This is a genomic window from Paenisporosarcina sp. HGH0030 (assembly GCF_000411295.1).
In the GTDB taxonomy this organism is placed as follows: domain Bacteria; phylum Bacillota; class Bacilli; order Bacillales_A; family Planococcaceae; genus Paenisporosarcina.
Genome location: NZ_KE150421.1, coordinates 1,737,610 through 1,759,425 on the forward strand (window position 1 = coordinate 1,737,610; position 21,816 = coordinate 1,759,425).

The window sequence follows — 21,816 nt, forward strand, 5'->3', positions numbered from 1 at the left end:
TCAGTGTCTCCTACTTCAACAGAAACATCGTCTTTGTTTACATCTAAAGTTACTACGTCTGGAACAACTACTGGATCTTTCAAATCCACTTGAACCAAAATTGGATCATGGTCAGATGCACGACCGTGTTCTTCCATGAAGTTTGCGTTGATGTGAATCATGTCAATTAAAGTTGTAGCTGCTAAGTTGTTTGTCACTAACATGTGGTCAAGTACTTGGTTGTTCCCTTGGTAGTAATATGAGAAACGTTCGCCAGCTGGTACTTTTTCTACCATGTTAGTTAAGATATTGCCTTTAAGTGCTGTAAGAGTTGGTGTGAATTCGAAATCATTCATGTCACCCGCAACGATGACTTTAAGGTCTGGATTTTGTTCTTGTCCTTTTTTAATGAACGCGTTGATCATTGTAGCTAGCCCGATACGTTCTGCTTCAGACCCTAGGAATGGAGGTTGGTTTTTACCGAATAACGGTTGGTCTCCCCCTTTAGAGTTTAAGTGCGCGCCGATTACGACTACTTGTTCACCTTGGAACTCAAATTGGGCTGCGATTGGTTTACGTGTGTTCGGTTGTGGAATGTCCAGGATACGTCCAGGGTTTTTAGAAAGTTCACCATCTACCCATTTTACGGCTTCTGTAGATCCACCTTTTGTTCCTTCAGATAATGTTACACGCTGAGGGTTGTATAGGTAACCAACGCGGATGTTACCACCTGGTGCCCCACCGTCTTGATTGTATTCTGGAGCAATGTCAGTCCAATTGTATTTTGGACCTCCTGCAGCAACGATTGCTGCGATTAAACGTTCATAACTTTGTGAAGCGTCTGTATTGCCTGAAGCTGTTTCACCATCATTATCTTGAACTTCTACTAATGTGATAATGTCAGGAGATTTCATGTTTTCAACAAATGACTTCGCAATTTTAACCACTTTTTCATTTGGTGTGTTTGCAGTATTGTTCGAGAAGTTCTCTACGTTATATGCAGCAACGTTTAGTTTATCTTTTGCGAATGCAATTTCCGTTATCTCTTTGATTATTGGAGCTTCTTCTAATGTTGGTAATGCAGCCACAGTTGTCATGATGCGGAAGTTTCCGAATTCGTAACTTACTGGACCTGTGATTGTGCCTTTGAATACATCCCCTGATTTAGCTTTGAATGATACAGAGTTCATATCAACTGTGATACGTTCCGGGTTATAGTCGTTAGCAGAGATATTGATTCCGCCAAATTTATTGAACGTTGTTTTACCACCGTTGTCAGTAGCCACGATGACTTCACCGTATTTTTGTGGTCCAACAACTTTTGCATCTTTAACTGAAACTAGCATACCTTCGATAGATTCCCAGAAGTCGATTCCGTCTTCTGCTGGATCGAATGAAGTTAATTTGTCGTTATCGATAACTTCTGTTGGTGGTGAAAGTTCTTCCCATTTAAGTGCTGCTGGAACTGGTTTTGTACCTATCTTATCAATTGTCGTGCTTGAAATTTCTGTTGTTGATAAATCAACAGATTTCATGTCAGAGTAACCAGCAATGAAGAATTCAGTCACTTTTCCGTCAACCGATACTAGATCGCCCGGCACAAATGTGTGCGCTTTACTGTATACAAGAACCGCGTCAGAAGTAGCAGGATCGCTGTCTGGCGTTAGATCTTGCATGAAGAAGTTGTTGTTATCAAGTTTGTAAGTTACTACTCCTTCGATATCAACTACTTGCTGATCAGCGTATGGTGATTTGTGCTGTTTGCCTTGGATGTCCGCAATTTGCACACCAGTAGATTTGATTACTTGGTATTCAAACGAGAATACTTCAGAAGTCTCGTCGCCTGATACCGCCAATGCTTTGATAGTTGTGTTTTCAGTCACATTAATTGGTGCTGAGTATACGTCACTTGAAGTTGTTGGAGTCGAACCATTTACTGTGTAGTAGATTGTCGCATCTGCCCAACCACTTGCAAGAGTGATTTTTGTGTTTTCAGTTACGAAACCTGGAAATACATTAACGTATACTGCTGGTTTGTTTACTAGGTCAAAACTTTCTGCACCCAGTGCTTTAACTTGATATACATCGTTAAATTTAGAAGCGATACCTGAAACATGAACAAGATCGCCTTCATTGTAATATTGAATGAAGTTATCATAAGTCATGCCCGTACGATTATCGTTACGAACGATTACTGATTTTCCTTGACCGTCGACAGCAGAGAATTCAAATGTCCCGTAATCATCTTTTTTCGCTAAGCCAGTAATTGTTACTTTGTTTAATTGAATGCGTTCACCTTGAGTATCTTCATTCACTCCAGTAGGTACAATAACTTGTGCTGCTGGAAGTGGGTTGCCAGAAGATTTCACTGTGATTTTTGTTGGCTGGATTTGTAGTTCGCCTGCGTACGGGCTTACTTTCCCTTCAAGCTCAACGATGTCGCCTGGTTTTACGTCAGCTGCAGAAACAAATGCATAAAGACCCGCAGTATCGTCTTGAATGTAGAAGCCTTTTTGACCCCAGAATCCAACGCCTGTTGTTACTGTACCGCTTACTTTGATCAATTTAGCTGGATCAGTTACTGCACGGGCAGCTGCGATATTGGCTACTGCTTCTGCTACAGGTGGTGGATCTACTTCTCCTCCAACGAATGTCATTGCCGAAACTGGCGCCTTTAGACCAGCATGGTTTCCAAAATATTTTTCAAGTGAAGCACTAACAGATACTTTTTTACCGATATTACCTGGGTTTGTTTTAAGTCCAAATGTTGATCTTAATGTAGTAGGTGTAGCAGGAACTTGTACATAAATCATTTTTGATAAATCGGTTTCATTTGCTGAGTCCGCAATTGCATAGTTGTTATCATCAGTAGCACCTGTCTTAACTACCGATGTTTCCCCTTTAACATAACCAACAATATAGCCATCCACTGTAACATTCTTTTTAGCAGCCACATCGTATTGTGCAAGTGCCTCAGCAACGGTCAATGATGTTGCGGCCGAAGCACTTGGTGCTGTGATAAATGGTGCCATCATTGAGATAATTAGTAAGAAAGCTAGTGCAATCTTACTTAAAACATGTTTCTTAATACCTTCTTTTGTCATCCATCCCACTCCTCAAAAAGTAATTTTCTAGTACTATCTGATTATATCAGACTATTGTAAGAGTTTTCTTAAGAATTTGTAAAATTCATAATGAATAAGTAAAAATAGGTAAGAAGTCCGACTATTTTGTTAAGTTATCATTAAGGAAAGTAAATATAGCTTATATTAATAGAATTAATTCTACTAATAAGATATGGGATACCTATTCGAAATATCACAGTTAGAGTTATTTCCTTTTAAATCGATTTGTTCCGTTTCTTCCTATTATTTCCAGTGAATATACATACAAAAAGGAGCCAGCAATCGCTGACTCCTCATGTTTTTTTATAGATCGCCTAGTTTGTTAAGGGCACGGTACAGCATAACTGCTGATTCAGCGCGTGTTGCATTGTCTTGCGGAGAGAAGACGTTGCCGCCACGGCCAGATACGATTCCTAAAGCCACTGCTTGTTTAACGCTTAGTTTCGCAAAAGTACTGATATTTTTATCATCAACGAACACTTTTGAAGTATCAAGATTGTTCAATAATGCAGCATCTTCGTGTTTCACAGCACGGACAATGATAGCCGCGATTTCTTCACGTGTGATTTTCGCGTCTGGATTGAACGTTCCATCAGTTTTACCGTTGATGATGCCAGCGCGAGCTGCCGCTTCGATTCCAGCGTAAGCCCAAGCTTTGTTTGTTGTTACATCTTTGAATGTACCAGCATATTCTTTTGTTTCTAAACCAAGAGCACGCGAAACCAATACAGCGAACTCAGCACGAGTCAATTTATCTTCCGGTGCAAACAAATCAGCTGTTTTACCAAGAATGATTTTCTTCGTTGCTAATGTCTCGATTTCTTTCTTAGCCCAGTGGCTAGCGATATCACTGTATGTTACTGGTTTTGGATCAACAACTGGTGGTACTACCACTGGTGGTTGCGTCGGCGGCGTAACAACTCCATCTTGTTTCATAACCGTGATGTTCTGAGTAGCCTCGTGACCTACCATGTCAACTACTTTCAATTCGAAGTCATTTTTGCCATTTACTAATGGAAGAACAACATCAACTGTTTGGCTGTAACCTAACATTGCATAAGGTTCAGATAATGGATTTGCAAATACTTCGTTACCGTTTAGGTATAGACGAAGTTCATCGAAGTTATCGCCAACCTTAACTTTGATTGTTGGATCTGGCGAAGATGTTTTTACTCCAGATGGTACAGTTGCCGCAACAGCTTGAACTGTCGGTTTTGTTGTATCAACGAAGATTTTACGACCGATTTGCATTACATTGCCATGCTCGTCAATTGCCTCCACTTTCACGTCTTTCACACCGTCAGTAAGCTTCAACTTATGAGTGAACTTAGAACCGTCGAATGAATCAGCAACTACACCATTTACTTTCAGTGAAACCACGTTCGAATCATCTTCAACCGTACCAGATACCACTACTTCTGAAGTTTTGTACTCCACAAAATAGTCCGATGGAGTTTCGAAGAAAATAACTGGCTCTTTTGTTTCGAATTCATTTTGCATTCCCGTCACGTTACCAGCAATATCCCATACCTTAACAGATACTTCGTCACCAATTTTAAGAACTTCATCAAGAACGTATGGTTCTACTGATGCTACATCCTCAAATACCAATTCTCCGTTCGCATACACTTCAACTCTATCTAGTCCTACCCCACCCTCATTATCTGCAAGGTTTGCAAGAGATAATGTTCTTGTTTCAGGATCGAAAGAAATGTCTGCAGTAGGTGCTTTAGTATCGAGGATGATTGGGAACTTGATTGATTGCCATTCAGCCCCCTCATAATCGATTACACCGCGTAATTCAATCGTATATTGGCCATCCGGAGCAGGTTTTCCATTGATTTTCCCATCCCATCCATTATCTCGATTGTACTTATAAGCTGGATTTGTTGCAGAATCAATATAGTTTTTCGTTAAATTGGAATCAGTTCGGATTGTACGTACTTTGTTGCCGTTTGCATCTAATACATTTACTTCTAATTTCTTAGCATTACGCATTAATGAGTAAACCGGGACTGCCAAGTCGATGTTACCATCGCCATTTGGTGAGAAAGCAAATTTCGATGGGTTGAAGTTTTCATCTAATGATGGACCAGTGATAGAGTCACCGTTTTGGTCAGCCAATCCTTGGTAACCCCAGTAAGTGGATTCTTCCCAAGCACTGCCGTCAAAAATTGATGCATCATCCCATGAACCATTGAAGCCAAAGAACGGAACTGTCAAAGGTACATTTCCTGATGTTTCTTCGTTTGAATCTTCAAGTGTAACGAAACCGTCAATGAAGAATCCGTTTACGAATGTTTCGAAGCCTTCCATGTCTTTCAATAGAGAAGCATCTACAGATACTTGAATTTCAGTTTCGCCATTTGCAGCGATTTCTATAGACTCAGGAGCCGTAACATCCACTAGGTCCGTCACGATATTTGAACCTGCAATGTTTGGTACAACTACGTTATATCCAGAAGTTGTCAATGCATGGTCAGTTTGAAGTTGAACATCAACATTGAAGTTTTTCGCTTCATCCGAGAAGTTTTTCGCTTTCAATGTGAAATTAAATTTGCCATCTTTAATTTCTTTCAAGGCTACTTTCGCTTCGCCTGTTGCTTTGTTTGTTACCATTACATCTGTTTCCAAAGCGTTTGCAAGCTGCATGATTCCAGCCCCTTGACGACGTGGTGATACGTATTCTTTCATACCATCGTATTCAGCCAAAACTACTGGTTTAGCTGTGTTCATCATCAATTTTTTAGCAAACTGTACGCGAGCTGCGCCAGTCAAGCCGAACTCTTTGTTCACACGTTCCATTACCAATGCCGTACCTCCGGCTACGTGTGGCGCTGCCATTGACGTACCGCTCATCAAACCGTATTCATTGTTATTGAATGTCGAGAAGATGTTTCCACCTGGAGCTGTGATTTCAGGTTTGAAATCCAAGTTCGGTGTCGGACCCCAAGAAGTGAATCCAGACATTTTTCCTGCAGTCGGACTAGCCACTTCGATATATTGCCCATCGAAACCTACAGTAACTTCTGTTCCTGCAACAAGTGCTGCTTTTAGTGCCTGTCCATCCACTTGAAGTGCTGACATATAAGGAATTTTAATCTCTGAACTTGAAGCCATGCTGATTGTACCTGCTGCATTGTTATAAACAATAACACCAGCTGCTCCTGCAGCTTGTGCATTTAGACCTTTTTCAACGAAAGAAATACTTCCGCGAGATACTAAAGCAAATTTACCTGTTAAATCTTTCCCAGCGAAATCAGCTGGTGTACCGAAACCTGCAAATTCGATTGGGTATTCTTCTTCAGGAAGATCGTTCGGTTCTGCATCATTGGCTAGCAAGAACATTGCACGTCCTGTTTGGACACCATCAAATTCATATGTGAAACTTGAAGCCGTAACGTGGCTATTTTCGAATGAGGCAACACCGAATGAATCTTTAGAAACAGATGGTGATCCAGTCAAACCGTAATCTTGGTTATCTGCCATTGGATAGAATGTACCAGAACCAAACATATCTGAGTTCCCCGCAGAAATGACTACCAAAATACCACTATCTTGCGCACGTGTTACAGCCATTTGTTCTGGATTCGAATTATCCACATACCCGGCTGTTGAACCTAATGACATGTTAATGACGTCTGCACCAAGCTTGATTGCATCATCCATTGCTTTTACATAAATGTCACCAAAGGTTGATGGGAACAATGGATCGTTACCAAATACTTTAAGTGCCAAAAGTTGAGCTTCAGGAGCTACACCTTTAATCCCACCGTTTTCCTCGTCACCATTCGCTCCAACAGTACCTGAAACGTGCATACCATGCATTGACGCTCCCGGACCGATGTCTCGGATTTCCAGGTTGCCGTCCATGTAGTTGTAACCGTAAGGAACTTTCGCAGTGAAGTATTTACCCGCTTCTACTGAACCATTGCCAACCAATGTACTTACTTCTTCTGAAGTGATGTCACCAGTCGCATTATCTGTAAGAATCATGTCTCTGTGAGACGGGTCAATCCCCGTATCAATGACACCAACAACCATTCCTTCACCTTTGAAGTTATATTTTTCCCACGCTAGTTGGGCTTGTACTAATTCTTTTGAGTGTGTCATTTCTGGTGTTGCTACTGGGCGTGCATATTCAGTAGATTCGTGTACAGACTTAACACCAGGAGTAAGTGCGATACGTGCTACATCTTTTGCATCGACTACAGCAGAGAAACCATTGAATACAGTTGTGAAGTTTTCCTTGAAATCAATGTTCTTAGCAAACTTCGAAATGTTTGCTTGAACCCTCTTTTGATCTTGTTCAATTGAATCTTCTAAACTATTACGTTGGGATTGTGGAAGTTCTTTGTAAAGAACACCCTTTTGAGTAGCCGTTTCAATCGCTGGAGCTTTTTCAAGTTCAACGATGATACGCACTTTTTCAGTTGGATTTTCAGGCGAAACAAATCGATCCGGAATCTTTTTAGCCGGTTTTTGCACATTGATAACAGGAACCTGTTTTTCTAATTTCGCAGCATCTGCTGGAGCTGGTGCGCCGATTGTTGCTGTACTAAGTGCTAGTGAAGCTGCCATTGCAACCATCATGCTTTTTCTAGAATTACTCAATCTGCTTTCCTCCCTTTTTGAGTTTCATAACTTAGATTAATTTCCATTCATTAGATTTAACTAAATTATGTGACAATTAGAAATTTACCATATATTTTGATTGTTGCAAATATAAAAACGAAATAACTTATATTACATTTTGATTACAATACTTGGAAATTGAATTTTTATAGATAAAAAGTATTACTTTAGTAAATAGATAATAGTTTTAATTGACCATTATTTTTTTATAATATTAATAGATCTAAAGTTCCTCATTTATAAATCATGTCTTTTTATGGATAATAAGGAAACTATTCTGATATAGCATAAGACTTTTATAATAGATTATCCAGTTAGTATGGATTGCAAAGTACCTACTCAAATATAGACTGGATTTATATTTGCGCTGGATTTTACGATATCATATTGCTAAATATGTAAGTTCTCCTGCACATTCCGAAAAATTATTTTACTTTAAAAAATATAGAAAAGAGCCAGCACGATGCTGACTCTTTTCTTTGGCATTAAAATTCATTCATTTTATCCAATGCGCGGTATAACATAACTCCCGCTTCCGCACGTGTTGCATTTGCTTTCGGATCGAATTTGTTTCCTGAACGACCTGTGATGATGCCTAAACCTACTGCTTGTTTTACGGATACCTTGGCGAAATCGCCGATTGCTTTATCATCCGCAAATGATTTAGAAGAATCTACATCTTTTAGTAGTGTCGCATCTTGATATTTCACTGCACGAACAACGATTGCTGCAATTTCTTCACGTGTGATAAGCGCATCTGGATTGAACGAGTCTTTCGTTTTCCCGTTAACGATACCAGCACGGTATGCAGCTTCAATACCAGCATAAGCCCATGCTTTGCTTGTTGGTACATCTTTGAATATTCCTTGGTACTCATCCATCGGAAGATTCAACGCACGTGCAATCAATACAGCAAATTCAGCGCGTGTAATTTTACCTTCCGGGTTGAATGTTGCATCTGTTTTCCCGCTTGTGATTGAACGAGAAGCCAGTACTTCAATTTCATCCTGTGCCCAGTACTTTTGGATATCGCTAAATGTTTTCGCGTGTTCGATTACTACGAATTTCGAGAAGTGATTTGTTTTGAAAACAAATTTCCCTTCGGAATACGTTCCACCGCTATAGTCCAACGTATGTTTTAACTCATTCATGTAATAAGCCGCTACTTTACGTGGATCTTTTACGGTACTTGTTGTAGGAATTGTCAGTTTAACAGGTGCTGAGAACGAAGAAACAGTCGTCGTTTTCCCGTTTTTAACTGTTGAGATTGTGAATTCGTATGAAGCAGATACTGCACCCTCTACATCATCCGATTTCGATTTTTTCACAGTAACTGTCACACTATCAGGTGATCCAGCTGCGATTGCTTTCACTACTGCATTAGGCACGTTTACTTCTGTGCTTCCTGAGTTGATCACTAATGGTTTTGAAGATTGAGCCACTGCATTAATTGACCCATAAGATATTTTCGCACTCACTTGAGGCTGAGCATCTGTCATTGCAGGCAATTCCACTTTAACTTCTTGTACTTGCGGATTGCTTGTTTGGTTCAAGATCGTCGAGTCATTTACCACTACTTCGCCAGGAGTTATTGGTGAAGGAGTCGGCGGTGTTACGATTACTTTATTTTGTACTATTACATCAACCGTTGTGGAATGACCTTCGTATTCTACGGTAATTTTCGTTGTTCCTGCAGCTTTTGCAGTTACCAAACCTTTTTCCACTGCAACAATTGAAGGCTTCTGAACGGAATACAATGCATCAGTCGTTACATCTTTAACGATATCTTCTTTTCCAGTTTCTTTCACTGTTTTCAGAACCGTTAATTGTTCTTTACCATCTACTACTAGGTTAAGAGAATTTTTATTTGTGGATAATGATACAACAGGTAAAGCGACAACGTTCACTGTCATTTCTGTCGTTTTTCCACCATACGTAATCGTCACTTTTGAAGTTCCTACAGCTTTGGCTGTAATTTCTCCTTTATTGACCGATATGATCTCTTCTTTTTCAACAGCATAAGTCGCATCTGCTGTTACGTTCGTTATGATATCTTCTTTTCCGTCTTCCTGAATCACTTGTTCAACCGTGATTTGTTTCTTTCCTGATACTGGAAGGTCCACTGATTTAGGATTCACGGATAATGATACAACTGGTTCTGGCTCGACAACTTCTTCAGTAACTGTTACTTCGAATGTCGTTGTGTGACCTTCGAATTGAACCGTTACGTTTGTTTTCCCTGCTGCTTTTGCCGTAACTAGCCCTTTGTCTACTGTTGCGATGGAGTCATTTTCGACCTCATATGTTGCATCAACCGTTACGTCTGTCGTTACATCATCTTTGCCTTCTTCTTTCACTGTTTTGCTGATTGTGATTTGCTCAGTGCCATCAACAATCAGTTCCACTGCCGCTTTGTTCGGTGCTAGAGATACAACCGGTTCAGGAACGACTACTTCATCCGTCACCGTTACTCCTACTGATACTTCATTTTCACCGTAAGAAACAGTGATTGTTGTTGAACCTTCTGCTACTGCTGTTACAACGCCTTCAGAAACCGTTACAACGTTTTCATCCGCAACTGTATATGTTGCTTGTGCCGTTACGTCTTCTTCCGTCGCTTCACCATCAGCAGGTGTTGTTGTTTGTGTAACTTGTAATGTTGCAGTATCGCCTGTTGTCATATCAAGAGCTGCTTGATCTACAGAAAGTGTAATCACAGCATCAGGTGGATCTACTTCACTGATCATCACTTTTTCACCGACGTTGCCAGCTGCATCTTCCACGATGACTTTCACTGAGTCCGTTACTGCATTGAACCCTGAAACAGGGAATGCATATGAACCATCTTGCTCCAATTCGAATGGAACCGCATGTTCCTCAACGCCATCTTTAGAGACTACGTAAGAAGCAGAAAGCTTATCATTCAAATCGAATTCAAGGCCATACAACGATAATTCTTCGTTGTAGTCCAAATATTTATCAGTCACTTGTCCAGTTGCCTGGCCTCTTACAACAGAGCCTGCGATTACCGGTTTTGTTGTCTTAACAATAATCGGTCCTACATAGTCCCCAATATCTTCTTGTCCAGCCGTTGCTGTGAAGTCTATTGTGTATAATCCGTCTGGAATCGTTGTTGCCGGTTTTGCGCCCCACGGTTTGTATTGACCTTTAATCGGTAGTTTATAAGATCCTGCCGCTAAAGATGATGCTGCATGCAAGTATCCGATATAGCCATCGCCAAATTCTCCACCTTTAGGATTCATGATGTCCCAAAGCTCGATAAAGTTCGTTGTAACAGCACCGGTCAGTTTGAAGCTCAGTTCCGCTGCATCTTGTACACCGTCCCCATTAAATGACAAGTCTGTCTCAGTAATATTCATGTCTTGTATTTCTGCAGAAGCTACTGCACCGCTGAAATCAGCTGCGAATGGCAATGAAATTTCTGTTTTTCCACCCGTAATGTGGATGTATCCAAGAAGTTCAGAACCTTTTGGAGCTTCCGCTTTTGAAGCAGTCAATGTGACATTCAGCAGTTGCTCGCCATTTAATGTGAAAGCCGTTTTATCGACTGTCAGCTTCGCGTCGCCAAATGATTTTGTAACATCTACTGATACTGCATAATCTCCACCGTCACCTGCCATATCCTTAACCCGGATTTGTTTAGTGACAGAAAGATTTTCTTTTAATGATTGAGGACCGAATGTAACTGTCCCTTTTAAGTTATCCACTATTTGTCCGCTACCGTTAAGAGTAGCTTTGTCTAGTGCATACGCGAGTGCACCTGGATGTGCAGCTGCATAAGCATCCACACGGCCAGCACCTTGAGCAAATACATCGTATTTTTGTGTATTCAGGATTTTTGCTGTATTGGAAAGTGCCACTTTCACGTCAAACGCATTCCAGTCTGGATTTGCTTGTTTAACAAGTGCCACGATTCCCGCGATATGTGGTGTAGCCATTGATGTTCCTGTATAACGATCATAAGCTTGGTCATATGAAACATCCGGATAATCTTCTTTGTACATCGCGATTGATGACATAATGTTTGTGCCCGGCGCTGTTACATCCGGTTTGATATCAAAGTTCGGTGTAGATGGACCACGTGAACTTGAATCATTTACATCGTCACCAAGTGTTTTTGCTTCACCATACTTGCCGAACGAAACTGTGCCTGCACCATTTTTCAATGCTGCACGGATTGCATCTCCGTCTGTTTGGGACAAATCAAACGTTGGAATGAATCCGAATGAATCACCAAGGAATACACCTGATTCATTTGGAGCATTTGTTCCGCCTGCGAAGTTGTGAATCAGTACTCCAACTGCGCCATTCTCTTTTGCAAATGCAATCTTGTCAACAAAGGCAATTGCACCACGTGAGACAAGTGCAACTTTGCCATTCACGTCAATGCCATTATAGTCAGTAGCTGTCCCGTTTCCAGGAACTGCAACCAATGGTAGTTCTCCTTGAAGTTGTGTAGCCAAGTCTTTACCAAAAGTCGTTCCCATCAATTGCAATTGTTTGGAAAACTTATAGTTACCAACTTTGACATTTACTTCACCGTTGTACATCGTTTCAGGATTCGTTGAGTTCCCAACTGCTATTCCTAAACGAGCAGTTCCTGGAGTTCCCATTGTTCCACGGTTAGGACCTGAGTTACCTGTTGCAATAACTGAAATTGTGCCAGCCATCATTGCGTTATTAATCGCAAATGACCCGCTGTCCGTTTCAGTGTTCGATCCACCTCCAAGTGATAGATTAATAATATCCATCTTTTCAATTACTGCTGTTTCAATTGCAGCAATGATTCCAGAACTTGATCCGCTGCCGTAAGCACCAAGTACTCGGTATGCGTAAAGATCAACATCTGGCGCAATTCCTGAGATACCGTATTCGTTATTTCCTGCAGCTGCAATCGTTCCCGCTACGTGAGTCCCGTGAGACGTGTAGAATGGGTCCCCTTTTGAGTTGAACTCAGGCGTTCCAGCCGGACGTTCAGACGGTAATGTTTCAGATGCGTCATCCGCAGAACGTGTTTTTGTATATGTTGAAGAGTTCGGAATAAAGTTTTTCCCGCCTTTATATACACCTTCAAATTCAGGGTGATGTTTATCGATCCCTGTATCAAGGACAGCCACTTTAATGCCTTCCCCTTTATATCCTTCGTCCCATAACTTTTTAATTCCTAAGAATGAAAGGCTCGTATTCATTGCTGCTTCCATCTTGCCATCTTTATCAAGATTAGATGTTGACTTCGTTGCAGTTGCTTGCTTGTCTCCCAATGCATAAACCGTTACATCCGGTTCTACTAAAGTAACGCCTGGAATTGAAAGCAATTTTTTAAGGTCATTCGCTTTTACAGTTGCCGCAAAACCGTTCAACACTGTATTGAATGTATAGCCTTGCTTGACTGAAATGCCTTTCGAACTCATTTGTTTCTTAACGAGGGACTGTTGCGCATCTACATTCGCCTTCACTTTAGCCGCTTGAGCGTTCGTGAACTTTTTCCCAGCCAATTCGTTAATTCCCTGTTTCAGTGCTACAGGTTCCTCAGACAAATGAACAATAACCGCTACTTCTTTATCGCCTGAAACACCTAATAAATTTTTGTGAAGTCTTGGTCCGCCCTCTAAGACGTCCATTTGCTCTGCAATAGCTGCTTTTAATTCTAACTGCGTTTCAGTTTGAACATTCTGCTTAAATGGTTTCAGCTGTTTCGTGTTTGCCGATGCCGACATTGGCGTCAACAATGAAAGAACCATAAACATTGCAAGAATGCTACTGAAGAACTTATTCAACTTGTTTTTCTTCAATTCTCAATTCCCCCTAAATGATTTTACGTCTCAATAGTTGCTAAAGTTCCCCTCCCTTTTTATGTCTGAAGATTCAAACATTGTTACCCATAAAAGGCAACACGGTAAATTTTACCATAATAATAGATTAATAGTTACTTATTTAGAGTGTTTTTATATTACTTTTGTATTTCAAAAATGTAAATTAATGTCGATTTCTGACAACGAGATTGTCGGAGTTTGGAAGTTAGTTAGAGCCATTTCGACAAAATCGGGGTTGTTTATAACAAAATCGCGATTAATAACTGCTTAAACAAAATAAAAATGACCTCTCCCCATTGATAGGAAGAAGTCATTAGCTGTGAGTATTATTCTAGCAGTGAGTATTAAACCTTATAACTCGTTCAGTATATCCAGTGCGCGGTATAGCATGACTGCTACTTCAGCACGCGTTGAATTTGCTTTCGTATCGAATTTGCTACCTGCTGTGTGACAGGTTATAAATCTACCATTTTCAAATCCCCTTTGTTCAGGTGAATCTACTATTTTTGCCCGTATGACTTGAATTTCTCCGCCATATGAGCCATTTCGTTATCGTCTAGAATGACTGGTTCCCCCACGGCCTTTGCTTTCAAATACACTTCGCAGCAAAATTCGATTTCTTCAGCGATGGCGAATGCGGTAGCAATATTGTTCGCACCTGCCAATAGCCCGTGATTAGCCAGCAAGACAGCTTGTCGACCTTTCATCCCTTCGAAGGCATTGGTCGCAAGTTCTGATGTACCAAAACTCGCATACTCCGCACAGCGTACGTCTTTTCCTGCATAAGCAACCAAATATGACACTGCTGGCAAATTCCATCTTAGTGATGCAAGCACGGTGGCGTGCATGGAATGAGTATGGACGATTGCATCTATGTCTGTACGTTGTTGATAGAAAATCGCGTGCATCGGGAATTCGCTTGATGGCTTTTTATCGCCAGCGATGACTTCCCCTTGCAGATTACATACGACTACGTCTTCAGCTGTCATGATGTCGTAATCGATGCCGCTTGGACTGATGATCATATGGCCGGATTCACGGTCGAAGATGGAAATATTGCCCCCCGTCCCTTTGGTTAGGCCTCGTGTTCTCAATAACTTACAATAATCGACAATTTCATTGCGTTCTTTCATAAACATAGGTTGTTCCTCCATTCATGGTGTATATCTACTATGTTTAGCGAAATAGTTTTTTCAGGTTTTCTTCGTAAGGTGCACGAACAATTCCTTTTTCAGTGACTATGGCCGTGATATGTTCGTGTGGTGTGACGTCGAATGCGGGGTTGTACACATTAACATCTGCCGGTGCCGTCAGTCTTCCAAAGCCTTCGATGACTTCGGATTTATGTCTTTCCTCAATCGGAATTTGCGTGCCCGTTGGTGTATTTAGGTCAATGGTTGGTGTTGGTGCTGCCACGTAAAACGGAATGTTGTAGTGTTTTGCTAAAATGGACACTCCAAGCGTACCGATTTTATTGGCCGTATCACCGTTTGCAGCGACGCGGTCGCAACCGACGATAACAGCTTGAACTTTGCCTTGGGACATGACCATAGCAGCCATATTATCCGTAATGACCGTTACATCGATTCCCGCTCTGCTCAATTCCAGTGCGGTCAATGTAGATCCTTGTAGACGAGGGCGTGTTTCGTCAGCGTACACTTTGAAATCCCAGCCTTTTTCTTTTGCAAGATACATGGGTGCAGTGGCTGTTCCGTATTTCGAAGTGGCTAGAGCGCCAGCGTTACAATGTGTCAGGATGCCCATGCCGTCAGTTAGTAACGTTAATAGGTTTTCGCCGATGGTGCGGTTGATTTCTTCATCTTCTTTATGAATGGCTTTTGCTTCCGCTAATAAAGCTTCTTTATAAATAGCGTCCGGCGCTTTGACTGCTGTCATGCGGTCAAGAGCCCAGAACAAGTTGACTGCAGTCGGTCTGGACGTAGCCAAATACTCTGCGCTTTTCTGTACTACTTTCACCAAATCGGTTTCGGAATTGCGAACAGCCAAGTAAACGCCGTATGCTGCGGCAACGCCAATCGCTGGGGCACCGCGGACTTTCATCGTGACGATGGCATCCCAGACGCTTTCAACAGTTGTGAATTCTTCGTAGACAATGTCGTTAGGAAGCTTGGTTTGGTCAAGCAGGACGAGTGCATCGTTTTTCCATTCTATCGGGTTCAGTGCTTCAGTCATTTGTTTTCCTCCTGTAGTGCGTTTTGTAGCGCTGTTAAGTATTGTCCGCCTGTTTGAAATTCTGACGGGTTAAGGATTAGTTCCACTGCGACACGCAAGCAGAGTCTTTCTGCTTTCAGACGGTTTTCGATCGATTCGATGGTCGTGATGTCTTTCACTTTCGCCAGTCCAACGATGCGGCGTGCTAGTTCAAGACCTGCCATGCCAGCTGTGTCTTTCAGGATATTTTGTAAGTAATGTTCTTTGAAATCTACGTTTTTAGCAACGAGTTCCGTTGCGTGGTCGTCCCAAGCAATGCGGAATTTCGTGTCGAATAAGTCCATTACGTCGAATAATGTATTTTCAACCCACTCAGTGAATTCTTTGTTTTGGTATGCATCACCGCGAGCGAATGCAAAAATCAGGTTGGCCATGACGTTACCGATATCGTAGCCCATAGGTCCGAAGAATGCGAACTCGGGATCGATGACTTTCGTGTCGTTCTGATCGATGAAAATCGAGCCCGTATGTAGGTCGCCATGAATGAGTGATTGACTGTTGTTCATAAACTGGAACTTCAATTTCGCTACTTCCAAGTGAAGCGCTTCATTTTCATAAAGGTGCGTCTGGACAAATTGTTCATTCCCCGGTGTCACTTCGTTGCGGTTAAAGTTGTTGTGGAACGGCTCTGTGAACACGAGGTCTTCCGAAATTTCACAAAGCTCTGGGTTCGTGAATTTTGCGACCAGTTCTTTCTTATCTTTATGGTTCAGGACAACGTCACTTGTGCGCAACAATGTGTTCACGAGGAAGTCCGTGATATGTTCCGCGAAATGAGGGAACGTCTCGAAATTTGCCAGCGCTGTGCGCATGATTGTCAGATGCGACAAGTCCTCCATGACGCAACAGCTCATCGTTTCATCCAACAGATAAATTTCAGTAACCAGTCCCGGTGCCAGCGTATGTTGCAGTTGAAGTGCTTCGGTCTCGATTTTGTTACGGCTAGTCGACAGGACGAATTCATCTGAAATGCGCGCAGTCGTGCCCGCTTGTTTGACGATGACCGATTCTTTTGTTTCCTCGTTGACGACGCGGTACACATAGTTCAAGTTGCCGTCACCAATTTCTTTGCAAGTAATCTGTTGTGCATTTTGGAATGACTCTATTTTGGCTTTCACATATTGAATGACGTCATCGGTATTCATCAGGAAGTATTGTTCAAAAGTATGCATAGGTGTTTGCATCTGCAACCGCTCCTTTGAAAATAGGTTTTTTTCTATCATAGCAAATTTCTTGTGAGAGTATTCTAGTTATTGAGAATTAGGTTGTATTTTCCCAACGGTTGGTGGGGGTTTTGGCGATTTCTAGTGGGGTTATTACTAATTCGCTCAGTGTTATAGCGAATTCGGATAAAGTTATAGCGGGTTGGCGGGGATATCTCGATTTCGTAGGTGGATATCGAGAATTGGATGATGGAAATCTATATTTCGCGGGTGGATATCTCCATTTCGTGCACATATATCTATAATTCATGTCTGTTTATCTAAAATTCACCTTTTACGAACAATTAAACACAAAACCCTTTCTCCTATTTAAAGGGAAAGGGTTTTGTAGCTAGATCGGTTATTTTTTTTGCTTTGAAACTTTGATTGTTTGGGTTGCTTCATGGCCAACCAAGTCCACTACTTTCAACTCGAACGTGTTGTTGCCTTTTACCAATGGAAGTTCCACATCAACAGTTTGGCTGTAGCCATTCATTGCATATGGTTCTGAAATTGGTTTGTAGAATACTTCACTGTCGTTTACATATAGACGGATTTCATCGAAGTTGTCGCCGACTTTTACTTGGATGATCGGGTTTGCTTCGTTCGATTTTACCGTTTTAGGTACTTTTACCGCAGCTACTGTTGGTTTTGTCGTGTCCACGAAAATGCGGCGTGTGATGCCCATATCATTTCCAAACTCGTCGATTGCTTCCACATTGACTTGTTGCACACCGTCAGCCAGTGTCAGTGTGTGTGTAAAGTTTTTGCCGTCAAATGATGTCGGCGTTTGCCCATTTACTTTCAATGAAGCGATGTTGGAATCGTCTTCAACAGAACCTGCCACCACTACTTGTGATGTTTTATGGTTGCTGAAGAAACTAGGTGTATTGATAAAGATTACCGGTTCAATTGTTTCAGGCTCGTTCGGTGCTGACGTATCGTCATCAGACCCGCCGTCACCAGGTGTTGTTCCTGGTTCTTCGCCTGGTTCTTCCCCGTCTTCTTTATAATCAGCACTTGTTGTTTTGATTGCAAAGGTTTGTTCTTTTACGTTCCCAGCAATATCCCAAACTTTAAGTGTGACTTTGTCACCTTTTTTCACATTTTTAACTTCATATTCTTTTGCAAGTTCTGCAAGTTCTTCACGTTCAACACCGTTTACATATACTTCTACTCGATCAAGACCAATTCCAGCATCTTGGAGTGTGTTTGTCGAAATGATGTTTTTCTTTTGATCGAATTTATATTTAGCTTCAGGTGCTTTCGTATCCACATAAATCGGGAACTCAACAGACTGCCATTCTGCACCCTCGAAATCAATTACACCACGCACTTGAATGAAGTACTGGCCATCTGCAGCGAGTTTTCCATTAATCATTCCGTCCCATGCATTAGCTGAATTTAACTTGTACGCAGGGTTTGTAGCTGAATCAATATAGTTTTTCGTCATGTTCGTTTCCGTACGGATTGTGCGAACTTTTTTACCGTTGGCATCCAATACGTTGACTTCCAGGTTTTTCGCATTGCGTATCAACGAGTAAACTGGAGTGGCTGAATCGATGTTACCATCGCCATTTGGAGAGAATGCAAATTTCGAAGGATCGAAGTTCTCACCTAATGATGGTCCTTTAATATAGTTCCCTTCTTCATCCACCAAACCTTGGTAGCCCCAGTAAGTAGATGATTCCCAAGCACTGCCGTCAAAAATTGATGCATCATCCCATGAACCGTTGTAGCCAAAGAACGGAACTGTTAAAGGTACATTTCCTGATGTTTCTTCGTTCGGGTCATTTAATGTTACGAAACCGTCAATGAAGAATCCGTTAACGAATGTTTCGAAACCTGCCGTGTCTTTCAATAATGAAGCATCGACAGATACTTGAATTTCTGCTTCGCCATTTGCAGCGATTTCTACAGTTTTAGGGGCTTGAACATCCACTAAGTCAGTCACGATATTTGAACCTGCAATGTTCGGTACAACTACGTCATATCCAGAAGTTTTCAATGCATGGTCAGTTTGAAGTTGAACATCAACATTGAATTTTTTCGCTTCATCTGAGAAGTTTTTCGCCTTCAATGTGAATTTGAATTTGCCTTCTTTGATTTCTTTCAAGGCTACTTTCGCTTCGCCTGTTGCTTTGTTTGTTACCATTACATCTGTTTCCAAAGCGTTTGCAAGCTGCATGATGCCAGCCCCTTGACGACGTGGTGATACATATTCTTTCATACCATCGTATTCAGCAAAAACTACTGGTTTAGCTGTGTTCATCATTAAGTTTTTCGCAAACTGCACGCGCTCTGCACCAGTTAGTCCGAACTCTTTATTCACTCGTTCCATCACTAGAGCAGTACCGCCCGCTACGTGTGGAGCTGCCATTGACGTACCACTCATCAAACCGTAAGAATCATTGTTTAAGGTCGAGAAGATATTTCCACCTGGAGCCGTGATTTCCGGTTTGAAGTCCAAGTTTGGTGTAGGACCCCAAGACGTGAATGAACTCATTTTGCCTGCAGTTGGACTTGGTGCATCGATATATTTTCCGTCAAACCCGACATTTACGACTTGCCCTGCATCAAGACTAGCTTTCATTGCCAGTCCATCTGCTTGAAGTGTGGACATGAACGGAATCTTGATGGCTGGATCAGATGCCATGTTGATAGTACCTGCAGCGTTATTGTAAACAATGATTCCTTCAGCGCCCGCAGCTTGTGCATTCAGTGCTTTTTCAACGAATGAAATTCCTCCGCGAGATACAAGTGCGAATTTGCCTGTTAAGTCTTTACCAGAGAAGTCGGCAACTGTACCAAAACCTGCAAATTCGATTTCATATTGATCTTCCGGTAGGTCGTTCGGATCTTGGTCATTTGCAAGCAGGAATAATGAACGTCCTGCTTCTGTTCCATTAAATTCATATTTGAAACTAGATGCTGTGATCATGTTATTTTCAAATGATGCTACACCAAATGAATCTTCAGAAACAGAAGGTGAACCAGTCAAACCGTAGTCTTGGTTATTCGCCATTGGGTAGAATGTACCTGACCCAAACATATCCGAGTTACCAGCAGAAATGGCTACTAATAAACCGTTATCTTGTGCACGTGAAACTGCTTGCTGTTCTGGGCTTGTGTTATCGACATATCCTGCAGTCGAACCAAGTGACATGTTAATTACGTCTGCTCCAAGTTTAATTGCATCGTCCATCGCTTTTACGTAAATGTCTCCAAACGTTGATGGGTATAATGGATCATTCCCAAACACTTTAAGTGCTAATAATTGAGCTTCAGGAGCTACCCCTTTAATTCCACCGTTTTCTTCGTCACCGTTTGCGCCAACTGTTCCTGAAACGTGCATACCGTGCATGGATGCATCCGGACCTAAATCACGGATTTCCTGGTTGCCGTCCATGTAGTTATAGCCATAAGGAACTTTATCAGTGAAGTATTTACCTGGCTCGATTTCTCCACCAGCTAACAATCCATTTACTTCATCTGCCGTAATGTCTTCATCCGTTTCTGTAGAAAGAACCATGTCGCGGTGGCTTGGGTCGATACCTGTATCGATGACACCAACGACCATGCCTTCACCTTTGAACGAATATTTTTCCCATGCAAGTTGAGCTTGAACCAATTCTTTGGAATGAACCATATTCGGTTCTTCGCTTGGTCTTGTATATTCGTTTGTTTCATAGATGGCTTTTACGCCTTCCGTTTGTGCGATACCCGCAACGTCACCCGCTTCTACTTCAGCAGAGAAACCATTAAAGACTGCATTAAACTCTTCTTTAAAATGAACATTTTTGGCTTTACCTTTTACTTTATCTTTTACTTTCTTTTGATCTGCTTTGATTGCTGCTTCTACATTTTTACGTTCCGACTTCGGAAGGTCTTTGTAGAGCTTGCCTTTCTTTGTAGCAGTTTCAATTGCCGGTGCTTTTTCAAGTTCCACGATAATGCGAACTTTTTCGCTTGGGTTCTGAGGAATCGCTAAACGTTCTGGTATTTTCAACGCTGGTTTTTGCAAGTTAAGTGTCGGAATTTGTTTTGCTAATTGTGTCGCTGCTGTTGGAGCCGGTGCACCGAAAGATGCAGTGCTAAGTGCCAATGTGGTTGCAAGTGCAATAAACATGCTTTTCTTTTTCATACTCAATCTAGTTTCCTCCCTAATTGTGTTTCTTCTATTTCTGACAAATATTTTAGAAACGTGACAACCTTGTCGAATTAATTAACAATTTGAAATTTAACATATATTAAGAACCTTGAAAACCTTATTTTATTTACCATAATTACTAAAATGATTACATTTTTTGTAATTTAGAGATTTTTAGATATATAGTTACTCATTCTTGAAACGTTTATAGGTTATATGAATCTATTAATTTTAATTGATAGTAGGTCTTTTGGTTTTGAGAGTAATAACTTTTGTATTTCTTTTTACTCATTTTCATTAATTGGTGGGGATTCTATATTTTTGAAGTTGATGAGGGAATATTGACTTACCAAGGGTAGAGTGGGGTTCTTTATTTTTTACTATTAGAAACAATCACTGGAAACTAGATAAGTTTTCACGAATTCAATGATTGTTATAGCAAATTCATGAGTAGGGGTAGCGAATTTGCGTGGGTATCTAGAATTCACTGGTAGATATCGAGTATTCATAATGAGATATCTCGATTTCATATTTGGATATCTACATTTCGACAGTCGTTATCTGTAATTCGCGACTACTTATCTAAAATTCATCTTTTACGCACAATTCCCTCAGACCTGTATTTGGTGGCTGACGGCTGGCGCCTGCCACTTTTCTGT

7 protein-coding genes are annotated in these 21,816 nt (G+C 41.3%); all 7 read right to left on the reverse strand.

Going from position 1 to position 21,816, the window contains the following annotated elements:
- Window positions 1-3,083 (reverse strand): DUF6359 domain-containing protein (locus HMPREF1210_RS08395; protein ID WP_016428224.1); only part of this gene is annotated, 3,083 nt, incomplete at its 3' end.
- Between the two features lie 324 nt (window positions 3,084-3,407).
- The gene (locus tag HMPREF1210_RS08400) at window positions 3,408-7,718 is read right to left on the reverse strand and encodes a S8 family serine peptidase (protein ID WP_016428225.1); all 4,311 of its coding nucleotides are present in this window, start codon (window positions 7,716-7,718) and stop codon (window positions 3,408-3,410) included.
- Window positions 7,719-8,224: 506 nt separating this feature from the next.
- The gene (locus HMPREF1210_RS17655; RefSeq protein ID WP_016428226.1) at window positions 8,225-13,552 is read right to left on the reverse strand and encodes a S8 family serine peptidase; all 5,328 of its coding nucleotides are present in this window, start codon (window positions 13,550-13,552) and stop codon (window positions 8,225-8,227) included.
- Window positions 13,553-14,073: 521 nt separating this feature from the next.
- Window positions 14,074-14,712, reverse strand: coding sequence for an L-fuculose-phosphate aldolase (locus tag HMPREF1210_RS08410; protein WP_016428227.1), 639 nt, complete (start codon window positions 14,710-14,712; stop codon window positions 14,074-14,076).
- Window positions 14,713-14,749: 37 nt separating this feature from the next.
- Window positions 14,750-15,766: an S-methyl-5-thioribose-1-phosphate isomerase gene (gene mtnA, locus HMPREF1210_RS08415; RefSeq protein ID WP_016428228.1), complete on the reverse strand. Its 1,017-nt coding sequence runs from the start codon at window positions 15,764-15,766 to the stop codon at window positions 14,750-14,752.
- Window positions 15,763-16,977 carry an S-methyl-5-thioribose kinase gene (mtnK, locus tag HMPREF1210_RS08420; protein ID WP_036659849.1) on the reverse strand — a complete coding sequence of 405 codons (1,215 nt, stop codon included), beginning with the start codon at window positions 16,975-16,977 and terminating at the stop codon, window positions 15,763-15,765. The genes mtnA and mtnK overlap by 4 nt, the downstream gene beginning before the upstream one ends.
- 391 nt (window positions 16,978-17,368) lie before the next feature.
- Entirely contained in the window at window positions 17,369-21,157 is a 3,789-nt protein-coding gene (locus HMPREF1210_RS08425) for a S8 family serine peptidase (protein ID WP_016428230.1), read from the reverse strand.
- Window positions 21,158-21,816: the final 659 nt, after the last annotated feature.